The 25303-nt window shown below is 62.7% G+C and carries 25 protein-coding genes and 2 pseudogenes; 13 read left to right on the top strand and 14 right to left on the bottom strand.

The window, feature by feature from the left end:
* The 3 genes and pseudogenes from ACWUKX_RS27525 to ACWUKX_RS27515 form a co-directional block, all read right to left on the bottom strand.
* Positions 1 to 515, bottom strand: a pseudogene (locus ACWUKX_RS27525) (hypothetical protein); the annotation flags it as partial.
* Positions 407 to 802, bottom strand: coding sequence for an alpha/beta fold hydrolase (locus tag ACWUKX_RS27520; RefSeq protein WP_456009846.1), 396 nt, complete (start codon positions 800 to 802; stop codon positions 407 to 409). The gene ACWUKX_RS27520 and the pseudogene ACWUKX_RS27525, both read right to left, overlap by 109 nt.
* Before the next feature lie 226 nt (positions 803 to 1028).
* Positions 1029 to 1280 carry a DUF1127 domain-containing protein gene (locus ACWUKX_RS27515; protein WP_456009843.1) on the bottom strand — a complete coding sequence of 84 codons (252 nt, stop codon included), beginning with the start codon at positions 1278 to 1280 and terminating at the stop codon, positions 1029 to 1031.
* 136 nt (positions 1281 to 1416) lie between these two features.
* On the opposite strand from ACWUKX_RS27515, the gene ACWUKX_RS27510 reads away from it, so the two are divergent.
* Entirely contained in the window at positions 1417 to 2925 is a 1509-nt protein-coding gene (locus tag ACWUKX_RS27510; RefSeq protein ID WP_456009845.1) for a winged helix-turn-helix domain-containing tetratricopeptide repeat protein, read from the top strand.
* Between the two features lie 45 nt (positions 2926 to 2970).
* Here the strand turns inward: ACWUKX_RS27510 and ACWUKX_RS27505 are convergent, their stop codons facing one another.
* Positions 2971 to 3363 carry a GFA family protein gene (locus ACWUKX_RS27505; RefSeq protein WP_456009842.1) on the bottom strand — a complete coding sequence of 131 codons (393 nt, stop codon included), beginning with the start codon at positions 3361 to 3363 and terminating at the stop codon, positions 2971 to 2973.
* 205 nt (positions 3364 to 3568) lie between these two features.
* Here ACWUKX_RS27505 and ACWUKX_RS27500 point away from each other — a divergent pair, with 205 nt between their 5' ends.
* Both ACWUKX_RS27500 and ACWUKX_RS27495 read left to right on the top strand, forming a co-directional pair.
* Positions 3569 to 4177: an ArsR/SmtB family transcription factor gene (locus tag ACWUKX_RS27500; protein WP_128342312.1), complete on the top strand. Its 609-nt coding sequence runs from the start codon at positions 3569 to 3571 to the stop codon at positions 4175 to 4177.
* A complete protein-coding gene (locus tag ACWUKX_RS27495) occupies positions 4168 to 4965 on the top strand; it encodes an SRPBCC family protein (RefSeq protein WP_456009841.1) in 798 nt (265 codons plus the stop codon). Before ACWUKX_RS27500 ends, ACWUKX_RS27495 begins: the two co-directional genes overlap by 10 nt.
* A 105-nt stretch (positions 4966 to 5070) precedes the next feature.
* On the opposite strand, the gene ACWUKX_RS27490 is transcribed toward ACWUKX_RS27495, so the two are convergent.
* Complete coding sequence (locus ACWUKX_RS27490; RefSeq protein ID WP_456009840.1) at positions 5071 to 6039, bottom strand: LysR family transcriptional regulator; 969 nt, start codon at positions 6037 to 6039, stop codon at positions 5071 to 5073.
* A gap of 103 nt (positions 6040 to 6142) precedes the next feature.
* Between ACWUKX_RS27490 and ACWUKX_RS27485 the strand changes: the two genes are divergently transcribed.
* A complete protein-coding gene (locus tag ACWUKX_RS27485) occupies positions 6143 to 6412 on the top strand; it encodes a hypothetical protein (RefSeq protein ID WP_456009839.1) in 270 nt (89 codons plus the stop codon).
* A 99-nt stretch (positions 6413 to 6511) separates the two neighbouring features.
* Positions 6512 to 7051: a YybH family protein gene (locus tag ACWUKX_RS27480; RefSeq protein WP_456009838.1), complete on the top strand. Its 540-nt coding sequence runs from the start codon at positions 6512 to 6514 to the stop codon at positions 7049 to 7051.
* Positions 7052 to 7123: 72 nt separating this feature from the next.
* On the opposite strand, the gene ACWUKX_RS27475 is transcribed toward ACWUKX_RS27480, so the two are convergent.
* Positions 7124 to 7792 (bottom strand): ArsR/SmtB family transcription factor, encoded by a 669-nt coding sequence (locus tag ACWUKX_RS27475; RefSeq protein WP_456009837.1) that lies wholly within the window; start codon positions 7790 to 7792, stop codon positions 7124 to 7126.
* A 72-nt stretch (positions 7793 to 7864) separates the two neighbouring features.
* On the opposite strand from ACWUKX_RS27475, the gene ACWUKX_RS27470 reads away from it, so the two are divergent.
* From ACWUKX_RS27470 to ACWUKX_RS27455, 4 genes and pseudogenes are all read left to right on the top strand, one after another.
* Complete coding sequence (locus ACWUKX_RS27470; RefSeq protein WP_206073324.1) at positions 7865 to 8056, top strand: hypothetical protein; 192 nt, start codon at positions 7865 to 7867, stop codon at positions 8054 to 8056.
* A gap of 3 nt (positions 8057 to 8059) precedes the next feature.
* The gene (locus tag ACWUKX_RS27465; RefSeq protein ID WP_456009836.1) at positions 8060 to 9346 is read left to right on the top strand and encodes an MFS transporter; all 1287 of its coding nucleotides are present in this window, start codon (positions 8060 to 8062) and stop codon (positions 9344 to 9346) included.
* Positions 9347 to 9552: 206 nt separating this feature from the next.
* Complete coding sequence (locus tag ACWUKX_RS27460; protein WP_456009835.1) at positions 9553 to 10002, top strand: EF-hand domain-containing protein; 450 nt, start codon at positions 9553 to 9555, stop codon at positions 10000 to 10002.
* A 105-nt stretch (positions 10003 to 10107) separates the two neighbouring features.
* A pseudogene (locus ACWUKX_RS27455) lies at positions 10108 to 11225 on the top strand (cysteine desulfurase family protein).
* Here the strand turns inward: ACWUKX_RS27455 and secDF are convergent.
* The 4 genes from secDF to ACWUKX_RS27435 all read right to left on the bottom strand — a co-directional run bounded on the left by secDF (position 11220) and on the right by ACWUKX_RS27435 (position 16174).
* Positions 11220 to 13775, bottom strand: coding sequence for a protein translocase subunit SecDF (gene secDF, locus ACWUKX_RS27450; RefSeq protein WP_456009834.1), 2556 nt, complete (start codon positions 13773 to 13775; stop codon positions 11220 to 11222). The pseudogene ACWUKX_RS27455 and the gene secDF sit on opposite strands and share 6 nt — an antisense overlap.
* Before the next feature lie 142 nt (positions 13776 to 13917).
* On the bottom strand, positions 13918 to 14280 hold the full coding sequence (locus tag ACWUKX_RS27445; RefSeq protein WP_455838720.1) for a hypothetical protein: 363 nt from the start codon (positions 14278 to 14280) through the stop codon (positions 13918 to 13920).
* Positions 14281 to 14740: 460 nt separating this feature from the next.
* A complete protein-coding gene (locus tag ACWUKX_RS27440; RefSeq protein ID WP_456009833.1) occupies positions 14741 to 15109 on the bottom strand; it encodes a hypothetical protein in 369 nt (122 codons plus the stop codon).
* A 183-nt stretch (positions 15110 to 15292) separates the two neighbouring features.
* Positions 15293 to 16174 carry an NAD(P)-dependent oxidoreductase gene (locus ACWUKX_RS27435; RefSeq protein WP_456009832.1) on the bottom strand — a complete coding sequence of 294 codons (882 nt, stop codon included), beginning with the start codon at positions 16172 to 16174 and terminating at the stop codon, positions 15293 to 15295.
* A 111-nt stretch (positions 16175 to 16285) separates the two neighbouring features.
* Between ACWUKX_RS27435 and ACWUKX_RS27430 the strand changes: the two genes are divergently transcribed.
* Positions 16286 to 16609 (top strand): winged helix-turn-helix transcriptional regulator, encoded by a 324-nt coding sequence (locus ACWUKX_RS27430; protein WP_029347356.1) that lies wholly within the window; start codon positions 16286 to 16288, stop codon positions 16607 to 16609.
* A 35-nt stretch (positions 16610 to 16644) separates the two neighbouring features.
* On the opposite strand, the gene ACWUKX_RS27425 is transcribed toward ACWUKX_RS27430, so the two are convergent.
* Both ACWUKX_RS27425 and ACWUKX_RS27420 read right to left on the bottom strand, forming a co-directional pair.
* Positions 16645 to 17577, bottom strand: coding sequence for a polysaccharide deacetylase family protein (locus ACWUKX_RS27425; protein ID WP_456009831.1), 933 nt, complete (start codon positions 17575 to 17577; stop codon positions 16645 to 16647).
* 281 nt (positions 17578 to 17858) lie between these two features.
* Complete coding sequence (locus ACWUKX_RS27420) at positions 17859 to 18998, bottom strand: LacI family DNA-binding transcriptional regulator (RefSeq protein WP_456009830.1); 1140 nt, start codon at positions 18996 to 18998, stop codon at positions 17859 to 17861.
* A 605-nt stretch (positions 18999 to 19603) separates the two neighbouring features.
* On the opposite strand from ACWUKX_RS27420, the gene ACWUKX_RS27415 reads away from it, so the two are divergent.
* The 3 genes from ACWUKX_RS27415 (at position 19604) to ACWUKX_RS27405 (ending at position 23415) form a co-directional block, all read left to right on the top strand.
* Positions 19604 to 20566: a sugar-binding protein gene (locus tag ACWUKX_RS27415; protein ID WP_029347363.1), complete on the top strand. Its 963-nt coding sequence runs from the start codon at positions 19604 to 19606 to the stop codon at positions 20564 to 20566.
* 224 nt (positions 20567 to 20790) lie between these two features.
* The gene (locus ACWUKX_RS27410) at positions 20791 to 22335 is read left to right on the top strand and encodes a sugar ABC transporter ATP-binding protein (RefSeq protein WP_456009829.1); all 1545 of its coding nucleotides are present in this window, start codon (positions 20791 to 20793) and stop codon (positions 22333 to 22335) included.
* A gap of 84 nt (positions 22336 to 22419) precedes the next feature.
* Complete coding sequence (locus tag ACWUKX_RS27405; RefSeq protein WP_456009827.1) at positions 22420 to 23415, top strand: ABC transporter permease; 996 nt, start codon at positions 22420 to 22422, stop codon at positions 23413 to 23415.
* A gap of 50 nt (positions 23416 to 23465) precedes the next feature.
* Here the strand turns inward: ACWUKX_RS27405 and phnN are convergent, their stop codons facing one another.
* Positions 23466 to 24095, bottom strand: a complete 630-nt coding sequence (gene phnN / locus ACWUKX_RS27400) for a phosphonate metabolism protein/1,5-bisphosphokinase (PRPP-forming) PhnN (RefSeq protein WP_456009826.1) — start codon at positions 24093 to 24095, stop codon at positions 23466 to 23468.
* Positions 24092 to 25231, bottom strand: coding sequence for an alpha-D-ribose 1-methylphosphonate 5-triphosphate diphosphatase (locus ACWUKX_RS27395; protein ID WP_456009825.1), 1140 nt, complete (start codon positions 25229 to 25231; stop codon positions 24092 to 24094). The genes phnN and ACWUKX_RS27395 overlap by 4 nt, the downstream gene beginning before the upstream one ends.
* Positions 25232 to 25303 lie beyond the last annotated feature (72 nt).

The raw sequence follows: 25303 nt of genomic DNA, 5'->3' as shown, positions 1-25303 counted from the left end.
CGCCGGCCCCCAAAGGAGGCCGATGCCCCCAACCCGACGTCCATACGCCTTCTCTGCAAAGGCCTCATACGTGGCAGATCCTGCATCCAGGACAGCGTTTCGGCGATATCGAAATAGGGCTCGTGACGGCCCCACAGCATGAGCGCCGGCGGTTGCCATTTTTCTAGATAGCCGGCGATCGCATCGAAACGCGCGGCGTGGTTCTTATAATCGGCGATGAGCGCGCGGTGGGTCTCCATGCGGCCGGGAAGATTCATCACCCTCCAGTCCTCGACCCAGGGTTCGCCTTTGATTGTGGCGGCGACCTCCTCCGGCAGACCGCCCGTATATTGCTCGCGCGTGAATTCAAAGGTCAGGTCGGGGGTTGCGGCCGCTTCGTTCTCTTTTGTCGGTTCTGACCAGAACTTCAATGCGGCGTCCCACTGGGGCCCGAAGCCGGTACGATGTGCGTTTGCGTTCTGGATGATGAGGCCCGAAAGCAGCTCGGGCGCTTGCATGGCGATCTGCAGGCCCACAGCGGTGCCCAATCATGCACGTAGATGAAGCGACGCCCGATCACGAGGTGGGCCAGCAATTCGGAAATTGCCTCGCTGATCTCGGCGAAGGAGGGTGCCGGTGGAACATCGGACTGGCCATGGCCCGGGAGGTCGGGCGCGATCACATAGGCGACGCGCGCCAAGCCAGGGATTACATCGCGAAATGTTCGCGATGAGCTCGGAAAGCCGTGCAGGAGGAGCAAAGCGGGGTTGGATGGATCGCCCGCAGTGACGTAGGCAAGCTCGGTTCCACCGGAGAGACGCATTCGTCGTTGGGCGGGCGGGCTCATGTCGAGATTCCGTTTTGCTGTCTAGAACTGGAGTTCAACTCAGACGAGCGGCGCGAGTTCCCGAAGTTGCCGAAGAGCGTCGGCCGGTCTTCTCATGGTCGGGCTGTCCGCGCGGCGACCGGCCTGGGCGAGTACTGTTCTGAGATGCTTTTGGCGCACCAAGGACGAGGATGACGGTATCGCGACCTTGCGGCGACGAGGATTATCGCCGCCAGAAGGGCTTGGCGATCTCTGCCTCGACCTGCCGTCTCGTCAGACCGATATCGTCGATCAAATGAGGATTGTCCTTCGACATTTGCTCAAGTTCCCAGCGAAAGCGCTTCCGCTCGTCCCAGGCCGCGACAATGCTTCGCAGGGTCGCCAGGCTGTAGTGCCGACGCGACATTTCCGCTGGCTCCACGGGCGTTCCCGGCCGCGCTGCCTGATGCCGGACCGATGCAAGAGTATCGTTCATAGCAACCTCCATATGGTTTGAAGGTCCGGGGACCCTCGACCTGAAAGAGGCTGAATTCTGCAGGATACGAACAGCGTCGTAATTAAGCTCTCCCAAATAGTTCTCAAAACTTCCAAACGGGCTATAAATGCGCCGCATGCAGGGATCGCGCTTTGCCTTTGGTCCGTTCGTGCTTGATTCCGGTGCGGGAACGCTGCTTCGCAACGATGTTCCCGTTGCCGTTGGCTACCGCGGGCTAAAACTACTTGCGGCGCTCGTTGGACGGCCCGGCGAAATCCTTGAGAAGGCCGAGTTGATGGACGCGGCGTGGCCGGGCACCGCCGTCGAGGAAGGCAACCTCACCGTCCAGATCGCGCAGCTGCGCAAGCTGCTTGGTCCGGCCGCGGACGGCGGCGAATGGATCTCCACGGTTCCGCGCGTCGGCTACCGCTTCACTGGGGCCGTCGAACAGCTCGGTGGCGCGAAGCGAAAGCCTTTGCCGCTGCCCGATAAACCATCGATAGCCGTGCTGCCCTTCGTCAATCTCAGCAACGATCCCGAGCAGGAATCCTTCGCGGATGGGTTGACCGAAGATCTTATCACCGACCTGTCCAGGATCTCCGGCCTGTTCGTCATCGCACGCAACTCGGCCTTTGCCTACAAAGGAAAGGCGATGGCCGTGCGCGAGATCGCTGAGGACCTTGGCGTGCGCTATCTGCTGGAGGGGAGCGCAAGACGCGCTGCAGGGCGCGTGCGCATCAACGCCCAGCTGGTCGACGCGGTGAGTGGCGACCATCTATGGGCGGAACGCTTCGATCGCAGCCTGGAAGACATCTTTGCCGTTCAGGACGAGGTCACCGGCAAGATCGTGGAGGCGTTGCTCGGCCGGCTGCGCGCACCGCCGCCGCGCAACCGGCCCAAAAATCTCGAGGCTTACGATCTCTGCGTGCGGGCGCGCAAGCTGATGGATGATTCGCCGCAGACGGCGCGCGAAGCGCATCTGATGCTCACCCGCGCGGTTTCGCTCGATCCGGAATATGCCGAGGCCTATCGCTGGCTTGCCATAAACCACTGGATGGGATGGGTGCATTCCGGCGGACCAACCGGAACATCCCGTAGGGTTGCTTTGGAACTGGCGCGCAAAGCCGTGGCGATCGATCCCAACGATGCCGGCTGCCGCTGGGTTTTGGCTTACCTGCTTGCCTATGAGCGCAGCTTCGCCGAGGCGGATGCGGAATTTGCCAAGGCGATCGAGCTGGACCCGAACGAGGCCGATGCCTGGGCGGCGTTATCCGACATCGCGGTCCTGGCCGGACGGGTCGAGGAGGGCCTTGAGCACATTCGCAAGGCATTCCGGCTGAACCCGTTTCCGGCAAGTTGGTATTATCTGGCGCTCGGCCAGGCGCAATATGCGGCCGGCGCATACGAAGCCGCTGTGGAGACACTGCGCAGGGACGAGACTTATCGTACGAGCTCGCGCCGTTTCCTGGCGGCAAGCCTTGCCCAATTGGGCCGGCTCGACGAGGCGCGCGCAGAGGTCGAACTGTTCCTCGTCGGCAACCCGCATTTCACCACCCGCCACTGGGCCACGACGGAGCCATTCCGCGATGCCGCGACGCTCGAGCATTTCGTTGATGGCTTCCGCAAGGCCGGTCTTCCGGAGTGACGCGCCGGCGTGACCTCCTAAACGCTTTCGCACCGTTCGTGCGACCTATTCCTCAAAGCGACTCGTGGCGTCACGATCGCGCTCGTATCGTCTCGTGTGCGGAAACGGCGGCAACCAGGACTCGCCACGAATGATCCAGCTTTCGTAGGTCGGCATCAGTTGGTCAGGGGCATCCAGGGATCCCAGGTTCACTTCGATTTCGTCGGCGGTGCGACCGAAAATTGTAGAGCCGCAGCGGGGACAGAAAAACCGCCCGGCGTAGTCGCGCGTCTCGCCTTCGACCGTCACCGCATCCTGGGGGAACACCGCGGAAGCGTGGAAAAGGGCCCCATGATGCTTGCGGCAGTCGAGACAATGACAAATGCCGACCCGGTATGGGAGTCCCGACGCCACAATTCGGACGTTGCCGCACAGGCAACCGCCAGTGAATCGGTCCATGCTGCATCTCCTCCAAATCAAGCGGTCGGAATGGCTACAACGAACGGCATTGTCATTGCAATTGCCCCGCTGCGGGCGGGGAACGTCGTCTAGCGGGCCTCGCCGACCCTTGCCGCCCTCTTGTTGGAACGAATCGGTCCTTTCGCTCTTGACAAATATAATCGTCAAAGGCATTGACAGGAAAGCTTGTCAATGTGAGGGCTGCATGCTCGATATCGAGGTCATAGATCGGCCGAGCGCGGCCGCCGCCGCGTTGGAGCCGGTTCGGAGTCAGCTCCTCTCGGAACTGCGGGAGCCCGCCTCGGCCGCTGCCCTCGCCACACGCCTCGGTCTCAAGCGGCAGAAAATCAATTACCACCTGCATGCTCTGGAGGAGCACGGGCTTGTCCAAGTTGCAGACACGCGCAAGTGGGGTGGCTTGACCGAGCGGCTCATGGTGGCGAGCGCCACAAGCTATGTCGTCTCGACGAGCGCACTGGGTCCTGTCGGCGCCGATCCGGACCGCACCGCCGACCGCCTGTCGGCAAGCTACCTCATCGCGCTCGGCGCTCGGCTGGTGCGGGAGATCGGGGCCCTCCAGCGCGCTGCCACCGATGCCGGCAAGCGCCTGGCGACCTTGGCGATCGACACCGAAATCCGCTTCCGCTCCGCCGCCGACCGCGCCTCGTTCACGCGTGAACTGGCTGAGGCCATCACCACGCTGGCGGCACGCTATCACGACGAAACGGCGCCGCAGGGACGGTCCCATCGTCTTGTCGTGACGGCGCATCCTTCACCTTCCAATCCGCAAGGAAAGGACGTTCAATGCCAGTAAAAAAAGATTCTGCCGGCAATCGCTCGGTCGAGGCGCAAGTGGATGTCCCCGGTACACCGGAGGACGTCTGGAACGCGATCGCAACGGGACCTGGAATATCTCAATGGTTCGTGCCGAGCGAACTCGAAGGCCGCATCGGAGGAACCACCGTTTCGCATTTCGCTGCCGATGGAAGCATGGATTCTGTCGCCACCATCACGGCTTGGGAGCCGCCCAAGCGGTTTGTCGCAGAAGCACCGGGTCAGTCGGGAACGGTAGCGACGGAATGGACCGTCGAGGCGAAGTCCGGCGGGCTTTGCACCGTTCGCGTTGTCCATCGGTGGTTCGCGACTTCTGATGATTGGGATGATCAGTTCGAAGGCCACAGCTACGGATGGATCGCCTTCTTCCGCCTGCTCCGCCTCTACCTCACGCACTTTCCCGGGCAGCACGGCTCGGCTTTTCAGCTCTTGGTCCCGTCCTCTCAAGCTTTAGCCGATGCATGGCGAAAGCTGGTTGAACCCTTGGGCCTGGCGAATGCGACTGAACAACGGCGCGTGGCTTCGGACACGCGGGCATTCGAGGGTGTCGTCGAACGAACAGGGCCGCAGGACCATCCCGAGCTGGTGGTCCGGCTGGACCGGCCCGCGCCGGGCTTCGCGCACCTCTTCGCCTTGCCGATGGGCGGGATGACATTCCTGTCCGTGCGGTTTTTCCTCTTTGGCGACGATGCAGCGAGCGTTGCAAAACGGGAGGAGCCAAGGTGGCGAACCTGGCTTGAAAAGCACTTTCCAACTCCGAGCGAGTAGCGCTCCAGCGGAAACGTAGTTGTCAGTTTCATCAACGCTGCGCGGCATTAAATCTACCCTACAGCACACCCGCCATGGCAGCCGACGAAGCTTTCCGAGCTATGATTACCGTCTTAGTGCGGGCAGGCCGCTGTGGTGCTTTTGCGCAGTATGCTCCACTCCTGCAAGCAGATCATAGAGCCATGCCACACCCGCATCCATCATCGCGACCTTGGGAGCGACGGCGTTGAGCCGGAAGCCGGGCAACGGCAACGGGGCATCGAGGCTCAGGACGCCGAAACGCGCCGCATGCATGGTAACGAACCGCCGCGGCAGGGCCGAGATGAGATCGGTCTCGGCGATGACCGCAAGCGCGAACATGAAGTTGGGAACAGTCAACGCAATCCGTCGTGCCCGGCCTTGCTTGGCCAGCTGTTCATCCACGAAGCCATAAGGATCGCCACTGTGCGAGACCACCAGATGCTGCATGTCGCAGTATCGCTCCAGGGTCGGATCACGCGCGAACGGATGTCCAAGGCGCATGGCAATTACAAAGTCTTCTTCGTAGATGCAGCGCTTTTCGAAGCGAGGCGGGATGTCATCGGACGGAATGATCGCGATATTGATGGCGTGCGCCTCGAGATCGACAATCGCGCTTCGCCACACGCGGGCCGGAGAGGGCAAGAGCTGACGCACGCCGACGTCGATGCGTGGCGCAATCCGGCTGAGTTTGGCGAGAAGCGGGCGCAGGATCACGGCTGAGACACCGTCCGGCGCGCCGATTGCGAACCGGCGCACCGCCGTGGAGGGGTCGAAGGGTGCGGCAGTCGCCATGACGCTGCGCACGCGCGCCAGAATATCGGCGATCGGCGCGGCCAGTTCCGTCGCACGCGCCGTTGGCACGACGCCCTTGGGTGTTCTTAGGAACAGCGGATCATTGAGGAGCCGGCGCAACCGGCCGAGCCCGTGACTGACAGCCGATGGAGTCAGATTAAGCCGGTCCGCAGCCCGGCCCACGTGGTGCTCTTCGAGCACGGCCTCGAAGAGGACGAGGAGATTGAGATCGGCGCGTGAAAGATCAATTCCGTTCAGCATATTACTGAAATCATATCATTGGCTTCATCAAGATCAACATGCAATTTTGCCGGCTGAGCGGTGCATCGCTCGGACGAACGCAGCCTTGAGCGGGAAAACAGCCATGTCGGTGATGATGATTTCCGAGGTCGGCGGACAGTCGCCGCAAGGGTATGATGGCATGCTCGCCCTCGTGGGTGGCGCTTTGAGGCAGGCGCCGGGTTTCATCATGCACGTGTCGCACCCGGTGGCAGCCGGCTGGCCGATCGTCGAGGTGTGGAACTCCCAGGAAGACGCGACGCGCTTCTTCGCTGCTCATATCGCGCCGAATCTGCCGGATGGCATCCGGCCGAAGCTGTCCTTCCAGCCGCTGCACAGTCTTTTGAAGCCCTGACGGAAAATGCCGGCCGGTTGAAAGATGTGAGATCGCATCGGCTCGACCGACGCCAGCGGGCTGCGCCTGCGGATTGGTACAAACATAGGAGAAATTCTCATGCCAGTTTCACGACGTTCAGCACTCGCTGCAGCGGGCGCCGGTCTCGCGTCGCTTGGGATCACGAAAGCTACGAGCGACTCTGCCGTTGCCCATCAGGTCTCCATCGCCGACGAGGAGATTGCCAAGCTCATCAGGCAGACCGCCGAAGCCAACGCGGCGCTGATGCGCGGCGACATCGCCCGATACCGTGCGTTGATTGCGCTCACCGATGACTTCACGCTTATGTCGCCTTTCGGCGGAAAGCCGACACGCGGCGTGGAGATGACAAGCGAACGCTGGGAGGCAATGGGGCGTTTCTTCAAGAACGGCACGCTGGAACAAGAGCTGGTTCAAGCCTATGCCGCGGCCGACATGGTGGTTCTCGCGGTCATCGAGCGCGGCCGCGGCGAAGTCGGCGGTCTGCCGGCCCAGGACTGGCCGCTGCGCGTCACCTTGGTCTATCGCCGCGAAGGATCCGAATGGCGGCTCGCGCACCGGCACGCTGACCCGCTCGCCGGGGGTATCAGCCTGGAGCAGGCGGCGGCGCTGGCCCGCTGACCCGCCGCTGAGGGTCCACGCCAGACCAACGTTGCAATCTCCCAACGCTCTGACAGCTCCGCGCGTTCTGTTTCAGGCTGCCGTTTCGACCGGTAGGCCGGCGGCCTTCCATTCGGGATAGCCGTCCTCGAGCCGACGGACGAGGTAGCCCCGCTCCCGCAAGGCGGCGACCGCTTCGAACGACAGAACGCAATAAGGGCCGCGGCAATAGGCGATCACTTCCCGATCCGCCGGTAACTCGCCTAAGCGACGCTCCAACTCGGCCAGCGGGATGTTGAGGGCGCCTGGAAGATGCCCAACCCCAAATTCATCCTCGGGCCGCACGTCGAGAACCGTGACCATGCCGTCATGCAGCCTCGAGACGAGGTCGTCTCGCGACACCGGTTCCATCGCATCGCGAGCGCGGAAGTAGTCGGCCATGACGCGGCCGATTTCGGCCACGTTTCGCTCGCTGACGCGGCCGAGCGCCTTGATCAGCGCCACCACCTCGGCGTCGCCGGCGAGGCTATAGAGCACGTGCTTGCCGCGGCGCTGCGTCTCGACAAGCCGCGCCCGCCGCAGGATCTGCAGATGGCGCGACGTATTGGCGAAACTCAGATGGGCTCGCGCGGCGAGGTCCTCGACGCTGCGTACCCCTTGCGCCAGATGCTCCAGCAGCTCGAGCCGATGCGGATGGCCGAGCGCCTGGGCCACTTCGGCAAGGCTCGCATAGATCGCCTGTTTCGGTCCGGTGCTTGACACGGCTTCTCCTCAGTGAAACATTCAGCGGAATGATTGAATGTTATAGCCCTTCGTAGCGAGGCGCGCAAGACCATGATCCTCCGCCAGTTTCTTCACACCGATCCAGCCGGCGTCTCGTACCTGTTCGGTTGCCACAACGAGGCCCTCCTGATCGAGGACGAGGGCGCGTTCATCCGCTTCATGCTCGCCGAGATTCCGCCGGTACCGCCCAAGGCCGCGGCACTCCGGGCCGCCAATTCCGGCTTGGCTGCGGCGGCGGCCTGAGCCATGGAGGAAGCGGCATCGGTTCCAGGCAAGACGGGTTCATCCGTCAGGCTCGGCCTCAGGGAGAACTGGCCGCAATTCGCGCTGCTCGTCGTGATCAACGCCTTTGTCGGCGGCATGGTCGGGATAGAACGGACGGTGGTGCCGCTGATCGGATCGGAGGAGTTCCACGTCACATCGACGACGCTCATCGTCTCCTTCATCGTCAGCTTCGGCGTCGTCAAGGCCCTCGCCAATCTGGTCTCGGGCCAGCTTGCCGACGCCTGGGGCCGCAAGCGCGTACTCGTTTTGGGATGGCTGGTCGGCCTGCCGGTGCCGTTCATGGTCATCTGGGCGCCGACCTGGGAATGGGTGATTGCGGCCAACGCATTGCTCGGCATCAACCAGGGGCTCGCCTGGTCGATGACGGTGATCATGAAAGTCGATCTCGTCGGGCCGAAGTCGCGCGGCCTTGCCGTCGGCCTCAACGAGTTCGCCGGCTATCTCGCCGTTGGGGTGACGGCGTTGCTGACTGGCTATCTCGCCTCGCAATACGGACTTCGGCCAGTGCCGATCTATCTCGGCATCGGCTATGCGGTCATCGGTGCCGCACTGTCGATCCTGCTGGTGCGCGACACGCGCGACCACGTTCGGCTGGAGGCTTCATCCCACGCGCAGCAGGCCGCGCCGATCAGCTTTCGGCAGGTCTTCGCGCTCACCTCGTTCGGGGATCGCAACCTGTTCGCCGCCTCGCAGGCCGGCCTCGTCAACAATCTCAACGACGGCATGAGCTGGGGCATTTTCCCATTGTTCTTCGCTTCCTTCGGTCTCGGTGTCGAGCGCATCGGCATCCTCAAGGCGATCTATCCCGCGACATGGGGTATCTTGCAGATCGTCACAGGCCCCCTGAGCGATCGCTGGGGGCGCAAGGGCCTGATCGTCGCCGGCATGTGGGTTCAGGCCGCCGGTCTGTTTCTCACCGCGGCGACGCACCGGTTCGAGTGGTGGATCGTCGGCAGCCTTCTGCTCGGCCTCGGCACGGCAATGGTCTACCCGAGCTTGATCGCAGCCGTCTCCGATGCCTCGCATCCGACCTGGCGCGCTCGCTCACTCAGCGTCTACCGGTTCTGGCGGGATCTCGGCTACGCGATCGGTGCGCTCTCCGCCGGCCTCATCGCCGACAGCTTCGGGCTGTCATGGGCGATCGCATCGATTGCCGCACTGACGTTTCTCTCAGGAGTAGTCGTGGCTGTCGTGATGAGCGATGTCTCGCGCTCGTCTGCAGATCCGTCCTCAAGGAGGGCAACATGACAGCGGCAGATCGCTGCCCGAGCAATTGATCCGGCGCAAATTTCGCCACGCCTTTGGCTTACATTGAAATTTGACCGCGACCGGCGGTTTTCCGGCAGTAGGGAAAGAGCTGAAAGCATCTCCGGCCGCAGAGCCGCCAGCGAGTTGGAACGAGCTCTGCCGAGCCCCATGAGAGGAAGGAGGATATTATGACGTTGATTGCACTGATGCGCGCGGCCGCGCTCGCCGCCATTGTCGCCGCCATTGTCGCCGCCGGCGCGACGGCTATAGCCGCCGCGCAAACGACCGCAGCCGATCCGCACCATACGACGGTCGCGCAGGCGCCGTCTCCCGAGCCTGGAGGTATGGCGGGACAAGACCAAGGTGCACAGCCCGCTCAACCCGGCATGATGGGCCAGGGCATGATGGGCCAGGGCATGGGCCACGGCATGATGGGCGGCGGGATGATGCAGCCCGGCATGATGGGCGCAATGCCGATGATGCGCATGCGCGGGCACATGATGAAGATCATGTTCGCCATTGCCGACACGAACGGCGACAGCGCGCTTTCCTTCGAAGAGATCACCGCCATCCATAAGAGAATCTTCGATAAGGTCGACGCGAACAAGGACGGCAAAGTGACAACCGAAGAGGTTCAGGCATTTATGCGGGAATAGCCGCGCGCAAGCTGATTGCTGGGCACGACGGCCTCCGCGCGGCCGCGACGTTCGCCGCCGGAAAGGTGCGGGTATACCGACAAGCCGCGAACGAGGCTCCTGGGCATGACATCGATCTATCTCGACTACAACGCCAGCACGCCGATCGATCCTTCGGTCACGGCTGCCATGCGGCCATATCTGGATGAGGCTTTCGGCAATCCGTCGAGCGGCCATTGGGCGAGCTTGCCGGCGAAGGCTGCACTGGAGAAGGCCCGCAGCCAGGTTGCGGCGCTGCTCGACTGCGCACCCGACGAGATTGTGTTCACAAGTGGCGGCAGCGAGGCCAACAACCTGGCGATCAAGGGCACGTTCTTCGCGCTGAGGCACAAGGGCGAGCACATCGTCACCACCACGGTCGAGCATCCGGCCATTCTCGCCCCTTGCCGGTTCCTCGAGCAGCTCGGCGCGGCAGTGACCTATGTGCCGGTCGACAGCACGGGCCGGGTCGATCCCGAGGATGTGCGTCGTGCCGTCACGCCGCGCACCATCCTGATCAGCGTCATGCACGCCAACAATGAGGTTGGCACGATCCAGCCGATCGAGGAGATCGGTGCTATTGCGCGGGAGCATGGGGTCCGATTTCACACCGACGCGCGCAGTCGGTCGGCAAGATTGCAACCAAGGTCGACACGCTTGGCGTCGATTTGCTGACCATCGCCGGCCACAAGCTTTACGCGCCGAAGGGTGTCGGTGCGCTCTATGTCCGAGGCGGGCTCGGGCTCGAGCCGCTGATCCATGGCGCCGGGCACGAACATGGCCGGCGCGCCGGCACCGAGAGCGCCTTGCTCGCGGTCGGCCTCGGCGCCGCCTGTGCGCTCGCCGGCGACCTGGAGCCGATGGCGCGCGTCCGCGCGTTGCGGGATCGCTTTTGGGACGCGCTGCAGGAGAGTTTCGGCGACCGTGTCGCACTCAACGGGCACCCTCAGCACCGCCTTCCCAACACGCTCAGCGTTTCGTTCGTCGGCATGATCGGTGCCGAGGTGCTTTCGCGTCTCGAGGGCGTCGCGGCGTCGACCGGTTCGGCCTGTCACGCCGGCCGGGTCGAGCTCTCCCCAGTGCTCACGGCCATGGGCGTGCCCGAGAAGATCGGCATGGGCGCCGTTCGCTTCAGTCTTGGTCGAGCCACGACCGGCGCCGAAATCGACGCCATCGTGGATCGGCTTCGAGCCGTTGCGTCATAAGGCCTGTCGCGCCGGCGGCTCTTTCGCCGCTGCGGCTTCCTCTGGACTGAGGGCGCCCGGCCGGAGCTTGAACAGAATCAGCAGCGGCCCGGCGACGAAGATGGAGGAATAGGTCCCGGCGAGGATGCCGAAGATCATCGCGACCGTGAAGGACTGGATGACTTCGCCGCCCCAGATCGAAAGCGCCGCCAGCGCGAACAGCGTGGTCACGCCGGTCAGGACCGTTCGCGCCAGCGTCTGGTTCATCGACAGGTCGAGCAGCTCGGCAATCGGCATCCTTTTATAGCGGCGCAGGTTCTCGCGGACCCGGTCATAGACAACAACCGTATCGTTGATGGAGTAGCCGACAATGGTCAGGATCGCGGCTATCGAGGTCAAATTAAACTCTATGCCGGCGACGACATAGAAGCCGATCATCAGGATCACGTCGTGGAACGTCGAAATGATGGCGCCGAGCCCGAACTGCCATTCGAACCTGATCCAGATGTAGACGAGCATCGCCAGCAGTGAGGCGAGCACGCCCATTGTGCCGTTGAACGCGAGTTCGGAGGAAACCGTCGGACCGACAACCTCGATGCGGCGGAACTCGTAATCGGTTTCGAGTGCGCTTCTTACTTTTTCCACGGCGGATTGTTCGGCAATGTCGCCGCCCCCCTGGGTGCCGATGCGGATCAGCACGTCGCGGGTCGAGCCGAACTCCTGCACCTGCACCTCACCCAGTTCGAGGCCCGTCAGCCGCTGACGGATGTCGCCGATGTCGGCCTGCTGGCCCTTCGCCTGCACCTCGATGCTCGAACCGCCGCCGAAGTCGATGCCGTAGTTCATGCCGACCGTGAAGAACAGCACGGCCGAAGCGATCGACAACAGCAAGGACAGCGTGAAGGCGTATTTTCGGAATGCCATGAACGGCACGCGCGTGTCGTCGGGCACCAGCCGCATGACACCGTTGGGCATCGTTTTCGGCCGCTGCCGGCGAAGCCAGAACGCGACCAGCCAGCGCGTCAGCGTGAAGGCCGTGAACACGGTGGTGACGATGCCGATGGCGAGGGTGACGGCGAACCCCTTGATCGGCCCCGAGCCAAGGAAGAACAGGATGACGGCCGCAATCAGTGTCGTCACATTGGCGTCGACGACGGTCGCCAGCGCCTGTCTGAACCCGGAATCCATCGACTGCACGATCGAGCGCCCTTGGCGGTTCTCTTCGCGGACGCGCTCGAAGATGATGACGTTGGAATCAACCGCCATGCCCATCGTCAGCACGATGCCGGCGATGCCAGGCAGCGTCAGCGTCGCGCCGAGAATGGACAGGACGGCGATAATCAATGCGACGTTGGCCAGGAGCGCGATGTTCGCGATCAGTCCCAGTCGCCCATAGGCGAACAGCATGAAGCCGACGACCAGGAACCCGGCGACGATTGACGCGAACTGGCCCGCCTCGATCGAATCGCTGCCGAGGCTCGGACCGACGGTGCGTTCCTCGACGATGGTGAGGTCGGCAGGCAGCGCGCCGGCGCGCAGCAGGACCGCAAGGTCGTTCGCGCTCTCTACCGTGAAACTGCCGGATATCTGCCCAGTGCCGCCCAGGATTGGTTCGCGGATCTGAGGCGCGGAGATCACCTCGTCGTCGAGGATGATGGCGAACAGGCGCCCGACATTGGCCTGAGTAGCCTGACCGAAGCGGGTGGCGCCGCGGCCGTCGAAGCGAAACGAGACCACCGGCTCGTTGGTGCGCTGGTCGAAGGTTGCCTGCGCGTCGACGAGGTTTTCGCCGGAAACGATGATCCGGTTCTCGATCAGATGCGGAACCCGCGGCTCGTCCGTCGAATACAACACCGTCGAGCCCGCAGGCGGGCGGCCGGAGATCGCCTCCTCGACGGGAATCGACTGGTCGACCATCTGGAAGGTCAGCTTGGCGGTCTGTCCGAGGATATCCTTCAGCCGCTGCGGATCCTGCAGGCCCGGCACCTGGACCATGATGCGTTCCGATCCCTGGCGCTGGATGATCGGCTCGGTCGTGCCGAGCTCATTGACGCGCCGGCCCACCACCTCGATAGATTGAGTGAGCGCCGCGGCGATCCGGTAGTCGATCCCGGCTTCGGTCAGCGTAAAGCGCAGCAGGCCCGGTTCCGGCTCGGCCATCTCCATCTCGGTCACCGAGCCGCTCATGAAAAGGCCGGTCGAGATCGGCTGCGTCAATCTTTCGAGCGCGGTCTTCGCAGCTTCGATCTGGCCTTGGTCGCGAATGCGGACCTGGATGGAATTGGCGGTGCCGGTAAGCCCGGTATAGCCGATCTGGGCATCGCGCAGCGATGTGCGGACCTCGTCGCGGGCCGATTCGAGGCGTTCGTTGGCGAGATCCTGCCGATCGATCTGGAGCAGGATGTGCGAGCCGCCCTGCAGGTCGAGGCCCAGCGTCAGCTGCCGCTTTGGCAGCCAATTCGGCAGCGATGCCAGGGTGGAGGCGGGAACCAGGTTTGGAGCTGCGTACAGGATACCGGCCAGGACCGTCAGCCAGATGAGAATGGTCTTCCAGCGCGAAAAATGCAGCATGTTCTTGTCCGTTCAGCCCATATCGGGCGGAAACCGCCTCCGACAAGAGCTTTGGCGTTCCGATCGGCGAGCAACTCGACGAGAGCCCGGGAACGCGATGTGAAAGTTTTGGGAGTCGGCGGCCGCGGTCGCGCGGCCAGGATCATGCCGGGAGAAACGGAGGCGCGCGCGCATCAAAGGCGCGGATCGGCGACAGTTTCGCCCGGTCCTCAGACCCGATACCAATCGGTGCGGCTGACGCGGTTTCGAACGGCAGGCGCAAATCCGGGATAATGCAAACGGGCTTGCCGTTTCCCGCAATGGCAGGCGTTCCCGTCTTGAAACGGGAAGTCTCAGCTGCAACACGGCGCGCAATGTCGCGGACAAGGATGGTCGCGACCGGTTTGGACGCAGCGAGCCTCATTTGCTCTTTAGCTACATCATGTCCGACCTGGTCGGCTGTTGCCGCAGGAATGGTCCAGACCAAAAAGAGCAACGACGCGAGCAGCCGCAGACCAGCGCTCACGCTGAGCAGAACGCCGGGCCTAGCCCGTCTTCGGCCGCTTCGTCTCATCTCATCGGTATGGCTCTCATACACTGCGATTGATACGCTTTCGCCTTCTTTGCCTCAGTAAGCGGCAGGCCGCACTCTTTGTCTAACTACAGCACTTGCATTGCGAATTGAAGCGCACCTTTCACGAACTCAAAGGTCAAGTGTTGGCCGATGCGCTTCCGTTTCGACGAGGAGCACAAAGGAGGCGGCCGCTCCAGAGCACCACCCTTCTCGATGTAGCTTGATGCCTCGAACAGGGCTCATCTGCCTAGCTTCCCTGGCTTTCTCGGGGAACGTTCAGGCTGCGCGCCGGGACGCGGCCTAACGTGCCCACCTCCGACATTCCAGCCAGACCATTTTGGAGACGCTCATGGCCGACACCTGGTGGCGCACGGGCTGGCACGCGCCGGTCGATCGGCTTGATGGCGAAGGCTTATGACACCGAGGATCTCACCAACGGCCCAAAAAAGCCGATGATACGTGTTATTCGCTTCTGGCCAGCGTCGAGGAAGGCTATGTCCACACCCTCAGGGAAGGACGATGCATCAGGCATCGCAAACTTCCACGCAAAGCGTGCGATCCCATGATGAACATCCACGTCACTTGTCCGTAAGATGCGGGCACCGGGATGCTTGGCCAGAACTCTTGCGATGTGCGCGAGCAGTTCTTCCGCGCCAGTCGCATGGACTGCAGGATCCGTGTATGTCGCGCCATCGCTCCAGATCGGTAACAGCAACGCCCGCCGTCGCTCGGCGCTCTCATCGGACCAAGCAGCACAATACGAATCGATGAGAAGCGTCAAAGGCATTCTATCCCCCTATTGTAGATCACGGGTCTGCCTCGGCTCACACTCGCCTTCTTCGTTGCCGCAACCAGCTCATCGTTAAAGGCCCGCTGGCTGACGACAGGGCGCCTAAGGCCGAAAACTGCATAGTGAAAATCCGCTCAGCCAGTCACCCTTCCCGCAATCCAGGTCGGAGAGATCTCATCTGGATTTTCCCAGAAATTGCGATAACGCTGCAAAATCATCATGTAGGTGGCCAGCTGCAATCGCCCGTTGGAAGATCGCGTCGTAACCGTCCACCACAGAGCGGTCGATCTTGCGCGCCTCCATCAGCTCCAGGAGATGCTGGAATGCGCCGTAATGCGGGGAGATCGACGAGAGCGTCTCGTCGTCGCTGGCAAACCGGCCAGCATCCGTTCGCTTGATCAGGTCGGCGACAAGCCCGTCAATAACAGGCGCTATTGCGGTCCACTGCCGTCCCAACTCGCCGAGGTCGATCTCTTCGGCCTGACACACGGCGATCGCATGCAGCGTTCCAAACAGCGCGCCCCACATGAGCGCAAGCAGCGCGCTATCAAGTGCGTTCGCACGTCCCGGTTCTTCCCCGACATGCTGGACATTGCCGCCCAACGCACGAAACATCTCCTCGTTCGCGTCGAAAGCCTGCCTTGGCCCCGAGATCAGTATCGTCCCGGCATCTGTGCCAATGAAATCCGGCGTGGCCATGATCGCGCCATCGAGATAGCTGGCTCCGTGCGCAGCAAACCATTCAGCGGCTTCGCGTGCGCCATGCGGCGTTCCCGAAGTGAGTTCCACGATCAACTTGTCGCGAATGGCTGAAGCAACAGCATCGTCGCGCAGAACTGCGCTTGCCTGGTAGTCGCTTACGTTCACGATGATAATCTCAGCCGCATTGAGGGCTTCCAGGACGGACCCCGCGACAGTGGCGCCGAGCGCGGCCAGCGGTTCGGCCTTTTGTTTTGTCCTGTTCCAGACCGTCGTCCGATATCCCGACCGGAGCAGGGCGCGGGCGAGCGCTGATCCCATACGACCCGTCCCCACAACGCTGATTGAAAGCTTCATTACAATACCAATAGGTGCCAATTTTCGTCACGGGCAGAGGTATGTTGGAGTGAGTGGCGCGCACAATACGCACCTGGAGGTAAGTGGTTACCCAACGGTAAGGAGAGCATCATGAATAAGCCGACGGGCAATTGCGGCTTCGCAACCGCGATCAAGGCGATCGAAGGGAAGTGGAAAGTGGATATTCTTTGCGAGCTTGGAACGGCATCTCGCAGGTTCGGCCGATTGAGGCAGTCGATTCCGGCGATCAGTGAAAAGATGCTGACGCAGCAATTACGCGAGTTGGAGGCTGACGGGCTTGTGAACCGAGAAGTCTATCCGGGATCGCCGACTAAGGTCGTCTATTCGTTGACGGAAAGCGGAGCGGCGCTCAATGCTGGAGCAGAGGCGCTATGCCGTTGGGGTGAGCAATTCCCTTCCCGCACCGATGCTTAAGCATTGCTGTTCGCCACGCGAGTTGGACGTCGGCTTCATGGCGCTTCGCCCTCGGCCGGAAACAACGACAGCCAATAACGGGCGATGTCGTTGCGGCGCATGAAGGCGGCCTCCGGCCTGGACAGAACCGTCTCGATTATGCCTTCCAATGCCGCGGCCCGGTTGGGCTGGCCGGTCCATCGCGCATGGACGGCTATCGTCATCATGCGCCCGCCTTCTTCCCTGGCTTCCCTGATCAGGAAGTCCAGATAGGCTTCGACGTTGTCGACGAAGTCCTTGGGCGTCACATAGCCGGGGCTTACCAGATAGCGGCTGTCGTTCAAGGTCTTGGAATAGGGAATGATCAGAAGGCGCCCGTTCTGTGCCGGCACGAAATAGGGCAGGTCGTCGTTGCACGGATCTGAATCATACAGGAAGCCGCCTTCCTCGATCAGGATGTCGCGCGTGTTGACGCTGGGAAAGGAACGGCTGTTCCAGCCGATCGGCCGCTCGCCGAGCAGCTCGATGAACAGCGCGACGGCACGCTGCAGATGGTCGCGCTCCTCGTCACGGCTCAGGGTCCATTGTTCGGTCCAGCGCAGGCCATGGCCGAGCAGATCGTGACCCGATTGGCGCAGCCATGCCGTCACCTCCGGGTTGCGCCGCAGCGCCTCGGCACAGCCCGAGATCGTGGCGTGGACGCCGTGTCGCTCGAGCAGTCTGGCGATGCGCCAGATACCGACGCGGCTGCCATACTCGAAATGCGTTTCGGTACCGAGATCGCGGATGTCGGCCGGCGCCGACAAAGGATATTCGCCCCAGCCATCGGTATGGTCGTCGCCCTCGAACAGCGAATATTCCGACCCTTCCTCGTAGCAGACCACGAGATTGACTGCGACCAGACGTCCGTCCGGCCAGATGATCTGCGGCGGTCGCCGGCCGTAACCGACGAAATCGCGCGGCGGGCCATGGCGATGCTGGAGCTTCATGGCAGTATAACTCCTGGCGGGTTGCCGATCCGGGTCAGCGAGGAAATCGGGCTCGAAGGCCGGCGCGGAACGGCGAACCAGATCAGATTTACCCTTGGATCCAGGATTTCGCCACAACCAGACTGCAGCAAACCGTATGTCAATCCGCAGAACTCGGGATACAAGAATCCCGATCCACCATGCCAGGCGACAATGTCGGGGCCATCGCCCTTTGCGGGGGCGCCTGTCTGGTTTGGAGCTGCATCAGTACGGCGTTTGCATTGACGGAAGTCTGGAGGTGCTCAGCTGGCTGTCAGTCCGTGTGTGCGCCCAGGCGCCACAGCACTGACCGATTCCCGCTCGACCAGCGGGCATTCAAGCTTGGTAATGGGGTAGCGGCCGCGGCCGGGCGGTGCAGGGACTTCCAATTGCTCGATCGCCCATTGCCCCATCGCCATATGCGGCAGGATCGACGTCGTCAAAGGCGGGAACAGATGCCGGGCGATTTCCTCGTCGTCATAGCCGATCACCGAAATATCCCCAGGGATGTGCAAGCCGGCTTCCTTCAACGCTTCGTAGCAGCCGATCGCGGTGCGGTCGTTCTGGCAGAAGATTGCGGTCGGCCGATCCTTGAGTGCCAGAAGCTTGACTGTCGCGGCGTAGCCGGCGCTCGCCGACCAGTCGCCCTCGACCACCAGCTCCACATCGAACGGGATGTCGGCCGTCGCCAGTGCCCGGCGGTAGCCCTTCAGCCGATCCTGTGCCGCCTGCATCCATGGCTCGCCGGTGATGGTTCCGATGCGGCGGTGGCCATGGCTGATCAAGTGGCGGGTGGAACTCTGCCCGCCGGCGATTTCGCTCGGCACCACGGCGGGAAAGGCGTAGTCGGCGGTATAGCAATTGAGCAGGATGACCGGGATATCGAGGCCGTAGAGATAGTCGGGCGCGGTGATCTCGCGCGTAAAGATGGTCATGTAGATCAGCGCCGAAATACCCCGCTTGGTCAGTGCCGCAATCGCGCGCGGCTCCATGACGGTATCACCCAAAGTCTGCGCGACCAGCACGACATTGCCGGCATTCCACGAGGCCTGGCGCGCTCCTTCGATGGCGACGACGGCTTCGGGACTGGTCGCCAGTTGATCGACCGCGAAGCCGATCACCCCGTCCAGCCCCTCGAACGAGGCGATAGGGCTGCGAAGAGCAGAGAAGGCTGGTGGCGCATAGCCGAGGCCCCGCGCGGCCCCGATCACCCGTTCGCGGGTCTGCTGCGAGAGCCTTATGCCCGGCGTGTTGTTGAGGACGAACGAAACCGTTGCTTGCGAGCAGCCGGCGGCCCTGGCGATATCGGTCATGGTAACGCGACCCTTGGAGTTCTTGGCCGATGGCTTTCGGCGCCGGGCGGCTTCAAGGGGAGGATCGCGCAGATCCGTCGGTTCGCTCATGGCATTGTGTTCCAAATTCCCGGCTTGTCTAACCAGAGGTCGTCCTGGACGTCATAAAGACGGCAGGACGTCCGACGACGTTTCGCGTTTATAAACGAGCACTCGATTAATCATTATTATCATTCTGGTAGCCGAATGGCTAGCAGTGCGGGAGAGCAATACGCGGTCCTGAAAGATCGATTTCTCGGAATTGGGCCCAACTCAAGGCCTTTGGACGGCTTAACGGAGGCCTCCCTTCTCACACGGCAGGCAGCCATTCGCCGGCGGCACCAGAGGTTTCCAACCAGAGACTAATACTATTTACTAATAGGCGTGAGCATTCTAATGTCAATTTGTCATGCCCGGCTCGGGACCGAACGGGCCATGGCGGCAAGCAAGCGTGCTGCGCGGTATCGGTGGCACTCAGGCGCAGAGCAACGCCGCGCAATTACTGAAATGTCAGACAAATCCGACTATTTACGAACTGCCAATGAGTCTCTAGAGTTCAAATCGCGGCTGGAATGGTGCCGTTCTTTCGCTGCCATCACCCCTTGAGGAGGGGCGTCCAAGCCGCATTCGACAAGTTCAGATCAGCGAAAATGACTGAATCAAATGGGAGGTTGAACATGAAATCTGCGATACGAAATGCGTCCATCGCCGCCGCGGCCTTGGCGCTCGGTCTGTCCATCACTGCAATTGCCCGTGCCCAGGATAAACCGACGCTGGCCTTCGTCGTCAACGGCGCCTCCGATTTCTGGAAGGCGGCCGAAGCCGGTGTCAAGAAGGCGCAGGCCGAACTGCCCGGCTACAATCTGGAGCTCAAATATCCGGAGCAGTCGTCGGTTGCCATTCAGCAGCGGCTGATGGACGATCTGGTGACGGCCGGCGTCAAGGCCATCATGGTATCGGCCGTCGATCCCAAGACCTCGACCGACGGGCTCAACAAGATCGCCTCGGAGACGGCGCTGTTCACCACCGACAGCGACGCGCCGCAGACCAAGCGTATCGCCTATATCGGCTCATCCAACATCGATGCCGGCAAACAGGCGGCCGAGATCGCCAAGAAGGCGATGCCCGACGGCGGCAAATGCCTCGGCTTTGTCGGCTTGCTCGGCGCCGATAATGCCAAGGAGCGCATCGAGGGCATGAAGGAAGGGCTCGCCGGCACCAAGATCGAGCTGATCGACGTGCGTGGCGACGACATCGACCAGGCCCGCGCCAAGAAGAACGTCGAGGACGCGCTGGTCGCCAGCCCCGACGTCACCTGCATGGTCGGCTTCTATTCCTACAACACGCCGCGCATCTATGAAGCGCTGCGCGACGCCGGCAAGCTCGGCCAGATCACGGTTGTCGGCTTCGACGACGATCCGATCACGCTGGGCGGCGTCAAGGAAGGCACCGTTGCCGCCACCGTGGTGCAGCAGCCCTTCGAATGGGCCTACCAGGGCATGAAGCTGATGGCCGCCTATCTCGAGGGCGACAAATCGGGCATTCCGGAGAACGGCCTGATCATCATCCCGACCAAGATCATCGGCAAGGACGACGTCGACGCCTATGCCGCCAATCTGAAGGCAATGTCTGGAAACTGAGCGTCGTCGGCGCCGCCCCTCATCCGCCTGCCGGCACCTTCTCCCCGTGAAGAACGGGGTGAAGGGCAGTGGCTGCAATGCTGGCGACCCCCTTTCCCCGTTCTTTACGGGGTGAGGGTGAGGGGCAGCGCGACGCTGGCGTCACTGGCTCGCCTGTTATTGACGGGCTTGATCAGGCTCGTCAATCTGCGGGGAGGCCGACCCGCCAACTGCTGTCAGGCGTGATGAATTATTCCGACGCATCCATCGGCGTATCCGCGACTGCCCCGTTCCTCAGTCTCGAGGGAGTGCGCAAGACCTATCCCGGCGTGGTCGCGCTGGATGGGTTTTCGATGGAGGTCAGGCCCGGCGAGGTCATCGGCCTCGTCGGCGAAAACGGGGCCGGCAAGTCGACGCTGATGAAGATCCTCGGCGGCGTGACCACCCCCGACACCGGCACGATCACCGTCGACGGCGTCGCCCATGACGGGCTGACGGTCGAAGCCAGCATCGGTTCCGGCATCGCCTTCGTTCATCAGGAACTCAACCTGTTCGAAAACCTCGACGTTGCCGCCAACATCTTTTTCGGCCGCGAGCCGTTGCGCGCCGGTCCGCTCAGGCTGCTCGACCGCGCCAGGCTGCGCACGCTGGCGGCGCCGCTGCTCAAACGCGTGGGCGCCAATTTCTCGGCCGATACGCCGGTATCGACGCTGTCGCTTGCCCAGCAGCAGATGGTCGAAATCGCCAAGGCGCTGTCGATCGAGGCAAGGCTGGTGATCCTTGACGAACCGACATCGAGCCTGCCCCTTGCCGAAACCGACAAACTGCTCGATGTCATCAGAGCGCTGAAGGCTGAGGGGATCAGCGTCATCTTCATCTCGCACCGTCTTCACGAGGTCGAGCGGGTCGCCGATCGCGTCGTCGTGCTGAGGGACGGCAAGCTTGCCGGCACGCTGCCGAAGAGCGTCGTCAACCACGACCAGATGGTCAAGCTGATGATCGGCCGCATGCTGAAGCAGCGGGAGAAGGCCGCAGAATCGGCGCGCCCGCCCGGCACTGTCGCCCTGTCGGCCAAGGCCATTCGCACCAGCGCCTATCCAGACCGGCCGGTCGATCTCGGCGTCAGGCAAGGCGAAATCCTAGGGCTGGCGGGCTTAGTTGGCTCTGGCCGCACCGAGCTGGCGCGCGTGCTTTTCGGCATTGAGACGAGCCTTGGCGGCGCGCTCCAGCTTGATGGAAAAGACCTGGTTCTCGGTTCGGCCGCCGACGCTGTTGCCAACGGGATCTTCCTCGTCCCGGAAGACCGCAAGCTGACCGGCATCCTGCTCGATCTGTCGATTGCCCAGAATATTTCGCTTCCCAATCTGCCGGCGCATGCCCGGCGGTTCCTGGTTTCTGCCGGCGCCGAAGCCGTCACCGCCGAGAAGCAGAAACGCAATCTCGGCATCAAGGCACCGTCGGTGGCGACGCGCACCGGCACGCTATCAGGCGGCAACCAGCAAAAGGTCGTGCTGGCCAAGTGGCTTGCGATGAACCCCAAGGTGATGATCCTCGACGAGCCGACACGCGGCATCGACATCGGCGCCAAGGCCGAGATCTACGGGCTGATGCGCGCACTGGCCGATGCCGGTGTCGCCGTGCTGATGATCTCCAGCGACATGGAGGAGGTGATTGGCGTCTCTGACCGCATCGTTGTCATGCATGAGGGCCAGATCTCAGGCATTCTCGACAAGGAACAGTTCAGCCAGGAAAACGTGCTGCTGCTGGCCGTGGGCAAGCAGCCGAGATAGTTTTTTGTTTTGGTGCAGGTTCTGGTCGCAAAACCGTAGAACACTTTTGCGGAGCCTGCCTAGGCAGGGATTGGGAAGAAGACGATGAGCAAGAAAGATCTCGGCCTGCTGATCCTGATCCTTGTGGTGGGAGCGGTGGTGGCGATCATCAATCCGCGCTTTCTGCTGCCGATCAACCTCGCCAACACGTCGAACCTGATCGGCCTGTTCGGCATCCTGGCTATCGGCCAGGCCTTCGTCATCATCACCGGCGGCATCGAATTGTCGGTCGGCTCCGTGGTTGCGCTGCTCGGCGTCCTGTTCGTCGATTTCATCGCCACGCGCGGCATGGCATGGCCGGTCGCGCTGCCGCTGATCCTCGTGCTTGGCGGCATGATCGGGCTGGCACATGGCTGGCTGATCACGCGGCTCAAATTGCAGCCTTTCGTGGTGACGCTGTGCGGCCTCTTGATCTATCGCGGCGTCGCGCGGTTCTACACAGCCGACGGCACGGCGGGTTTTGCTTTCGGACAGAACTTTCCGGAGCTCGAGTTCCTGACCGCGGGGCGATCGTATGGCGTGCCGAACAGCTTCATAGCGCTGATCGTCATCGCCATCGTGATGTGGGTGGTGCTGCATCGTTCGGTGTTCGGCCGCTATCTCTACGCCATCGGCAAGAATGAGGAGGCGGCGAAATATTCCGGGATACGCACCGGCCGCGTTGTCATGGCGGCCTATGTCATCTGCGGTGTGCTGACGGCGCTGTCCGCGATCTACTTCGCCATGTACACGCGCTCGATCTCGCCGGCGAGCCACGGCCAGTTCTACGAACTCTATGCCATTGCCGCGGCAGTGCTCGGCGGCTTCTCGCTGCGCGGCGGCGAAGGCTCGCTGATCGGCGTCGTCCTCGGCACGGTTCTGCTGCAGGAACTCCAAAACCTCGTCAACCTGCTCGGCATCCCCTCCTCGCTCAACTTCGCGGTGATGGGCGGGGTGATCCTCATCGGCGTGCTGGTCGATCAGCAATGGGGCGTGTACCGGGAGCGGCGGCTGATGCTCGAGGCGACCCGCAAGGGCCTGGCTGGTGCGTCCGCGGAATAGCGGCTCCGCCTCTCCCTTCTCCCCACAAGGGAAGAAGGGAAGACGCAGCCTTAAATTAAGCCCGACATGTCGGAGAATGCCATGGCCTTGCGCAGCACATCGGCAAAGCGCTCGCCGGCCGCCTCACGCGGGCCGCTATTGTCGATCGAGGTGACGCCTGGCCCGGACAACGCCACATTGGCGCTGCGCGCCAGGCGCGCCAGCACTTCGCCGCGCGACTCGCGGCCACGCATCGCCAGTCGCTCGGCCAGGATTTCCGGCGATGCGGTGATCTCGACGACAGCCAGATTGGCATAGCGATGGCGCAGCGCCGGGATGATGGCGCGGGAGACATTGGCAATTGCGACGCGGCCATTGGCCACCGACCAGTCGACTTCAGCCGGGATGCCGTAACGCAGGCCATGCGCCTCCCAGGAGATGGCGAAGGCGCCGTCCGCTTCCGCCTCGACAAAGGCCGCGTCGGCGAGCGTGTCGTGATCCTCGCTCGTCGTGTCGCTCGGCCGGGAGATGACCCGGCGCACGAACTCCAGCCGGTTCTCGTCGGCAAACAGTGCCCGGGCATAGCCGATCACCGTATCCTTGCCGGCGCCGCTCGGCCCGACGACGGCGACGAAGACGCCGTCGCGGATCGGAAACGCAGCGGCGGACAATTCACGCTCGATCGACGCCGACACCATCACGCGACCCGCCGTCCCTGCCGCCAGACCGTGCGGACCACCGGGACGTGATCGTCGAGACGGACGCGAACCAGGTCGGCGCGCCGGCCCTGCTCGATGACGCCACGGTCGGCGAGGCCGACCGCCTCGGCCGGGTTCTTCGAAACCATGGCCACCGCCTGAGGCAGGGAAATGCCGCCGACTACGTCGCCGAGGAAAAAGGCCGACTGGATCAGGCTGAAGGGAATGTAGTCGGACGACAATATGTCGAGCAAGCCTTCGCCGGCGAGCGTGCGGGCCGAAACATTACCCGAATGCGAAGCACCGCGCATGACGTTCGGCGCGCCCATCAGCACCCCGAGCCCTGCCCCCTTCGAAGCTTTTGCGGCCTCCTTGGTGGTCGGGAACTCGGCGACGCGGACACCCTGTTCGATCGCCTCGTCGACATGGCCTGTCGTGGCGTCGTCATGGCTGGCCAGCACGATGCCGCGCTGATGGCAGGCGGCAGCGATGAAGGCGCGGTTCGGCCCCGAATTCGCCGCCGACTCCGCCATCCGCTTCTCGCAAAATTGCTGGAATTCGCGATCCGTCAGCTTCAGCTTGCGCTGGTAGTAGTAGGCATAGGTTTCCAAGTCGACGAACTGGCGCTGTCCCGGCGCATGGTCCATCAGCGACGCCAGCTTGATCCTGTGATCGCCATCGAAGTGGGCGAAGGCGGCGAGGCAATCCGGCGCCGAAACCTCGCAGCGCAGATGGATGAAATGGTCGGCCCGCAGCCGGTCCTGCTGGACGCTGTCCTCGATCGCATCGGCCAGCTTGCGCATGTCGGCCGAATTCATGTCGGCGTCGTCGTCCATGCCGACGCGCAAGGCGTCGAGCACGGTGGTGATGCCGGCGGTCGCCACCTGCGCGTCATGGGCGAGAACGGCGGCGATCGGGTTCCAGCGCACCTTCGGCCGCGGCGCGTAGTGGCCTTCGAGGTGGTCGGTATGAAGCTCGACCAGCCCGGGAATGATGAAATCGCCGCCCATGTCTTCGCCGGTCCGGCCTGCGCCGGCATCGATCCCGGCGATCAAGCCGCCGCGCAGCACGATCGAGCCTTCGACGATCTCGTCGGCAAGCACGATGCGGGCATTGTTGAGAACGGTCTCGGCGGTCATTTCAGGCAATCCTTGGAGCATTTTTGCAGCCAATTGAAACCAATTGGCGTCGCAAAAAGGCGGTTAAAACAA

The organism is Mesorhizobium sp. f-mel, assembly GCF_053850215.1.
Note: the sequence above shows the minus strand (reverse complement) of the source record. Positions and strands in the feature narration are given on the sequence as shown.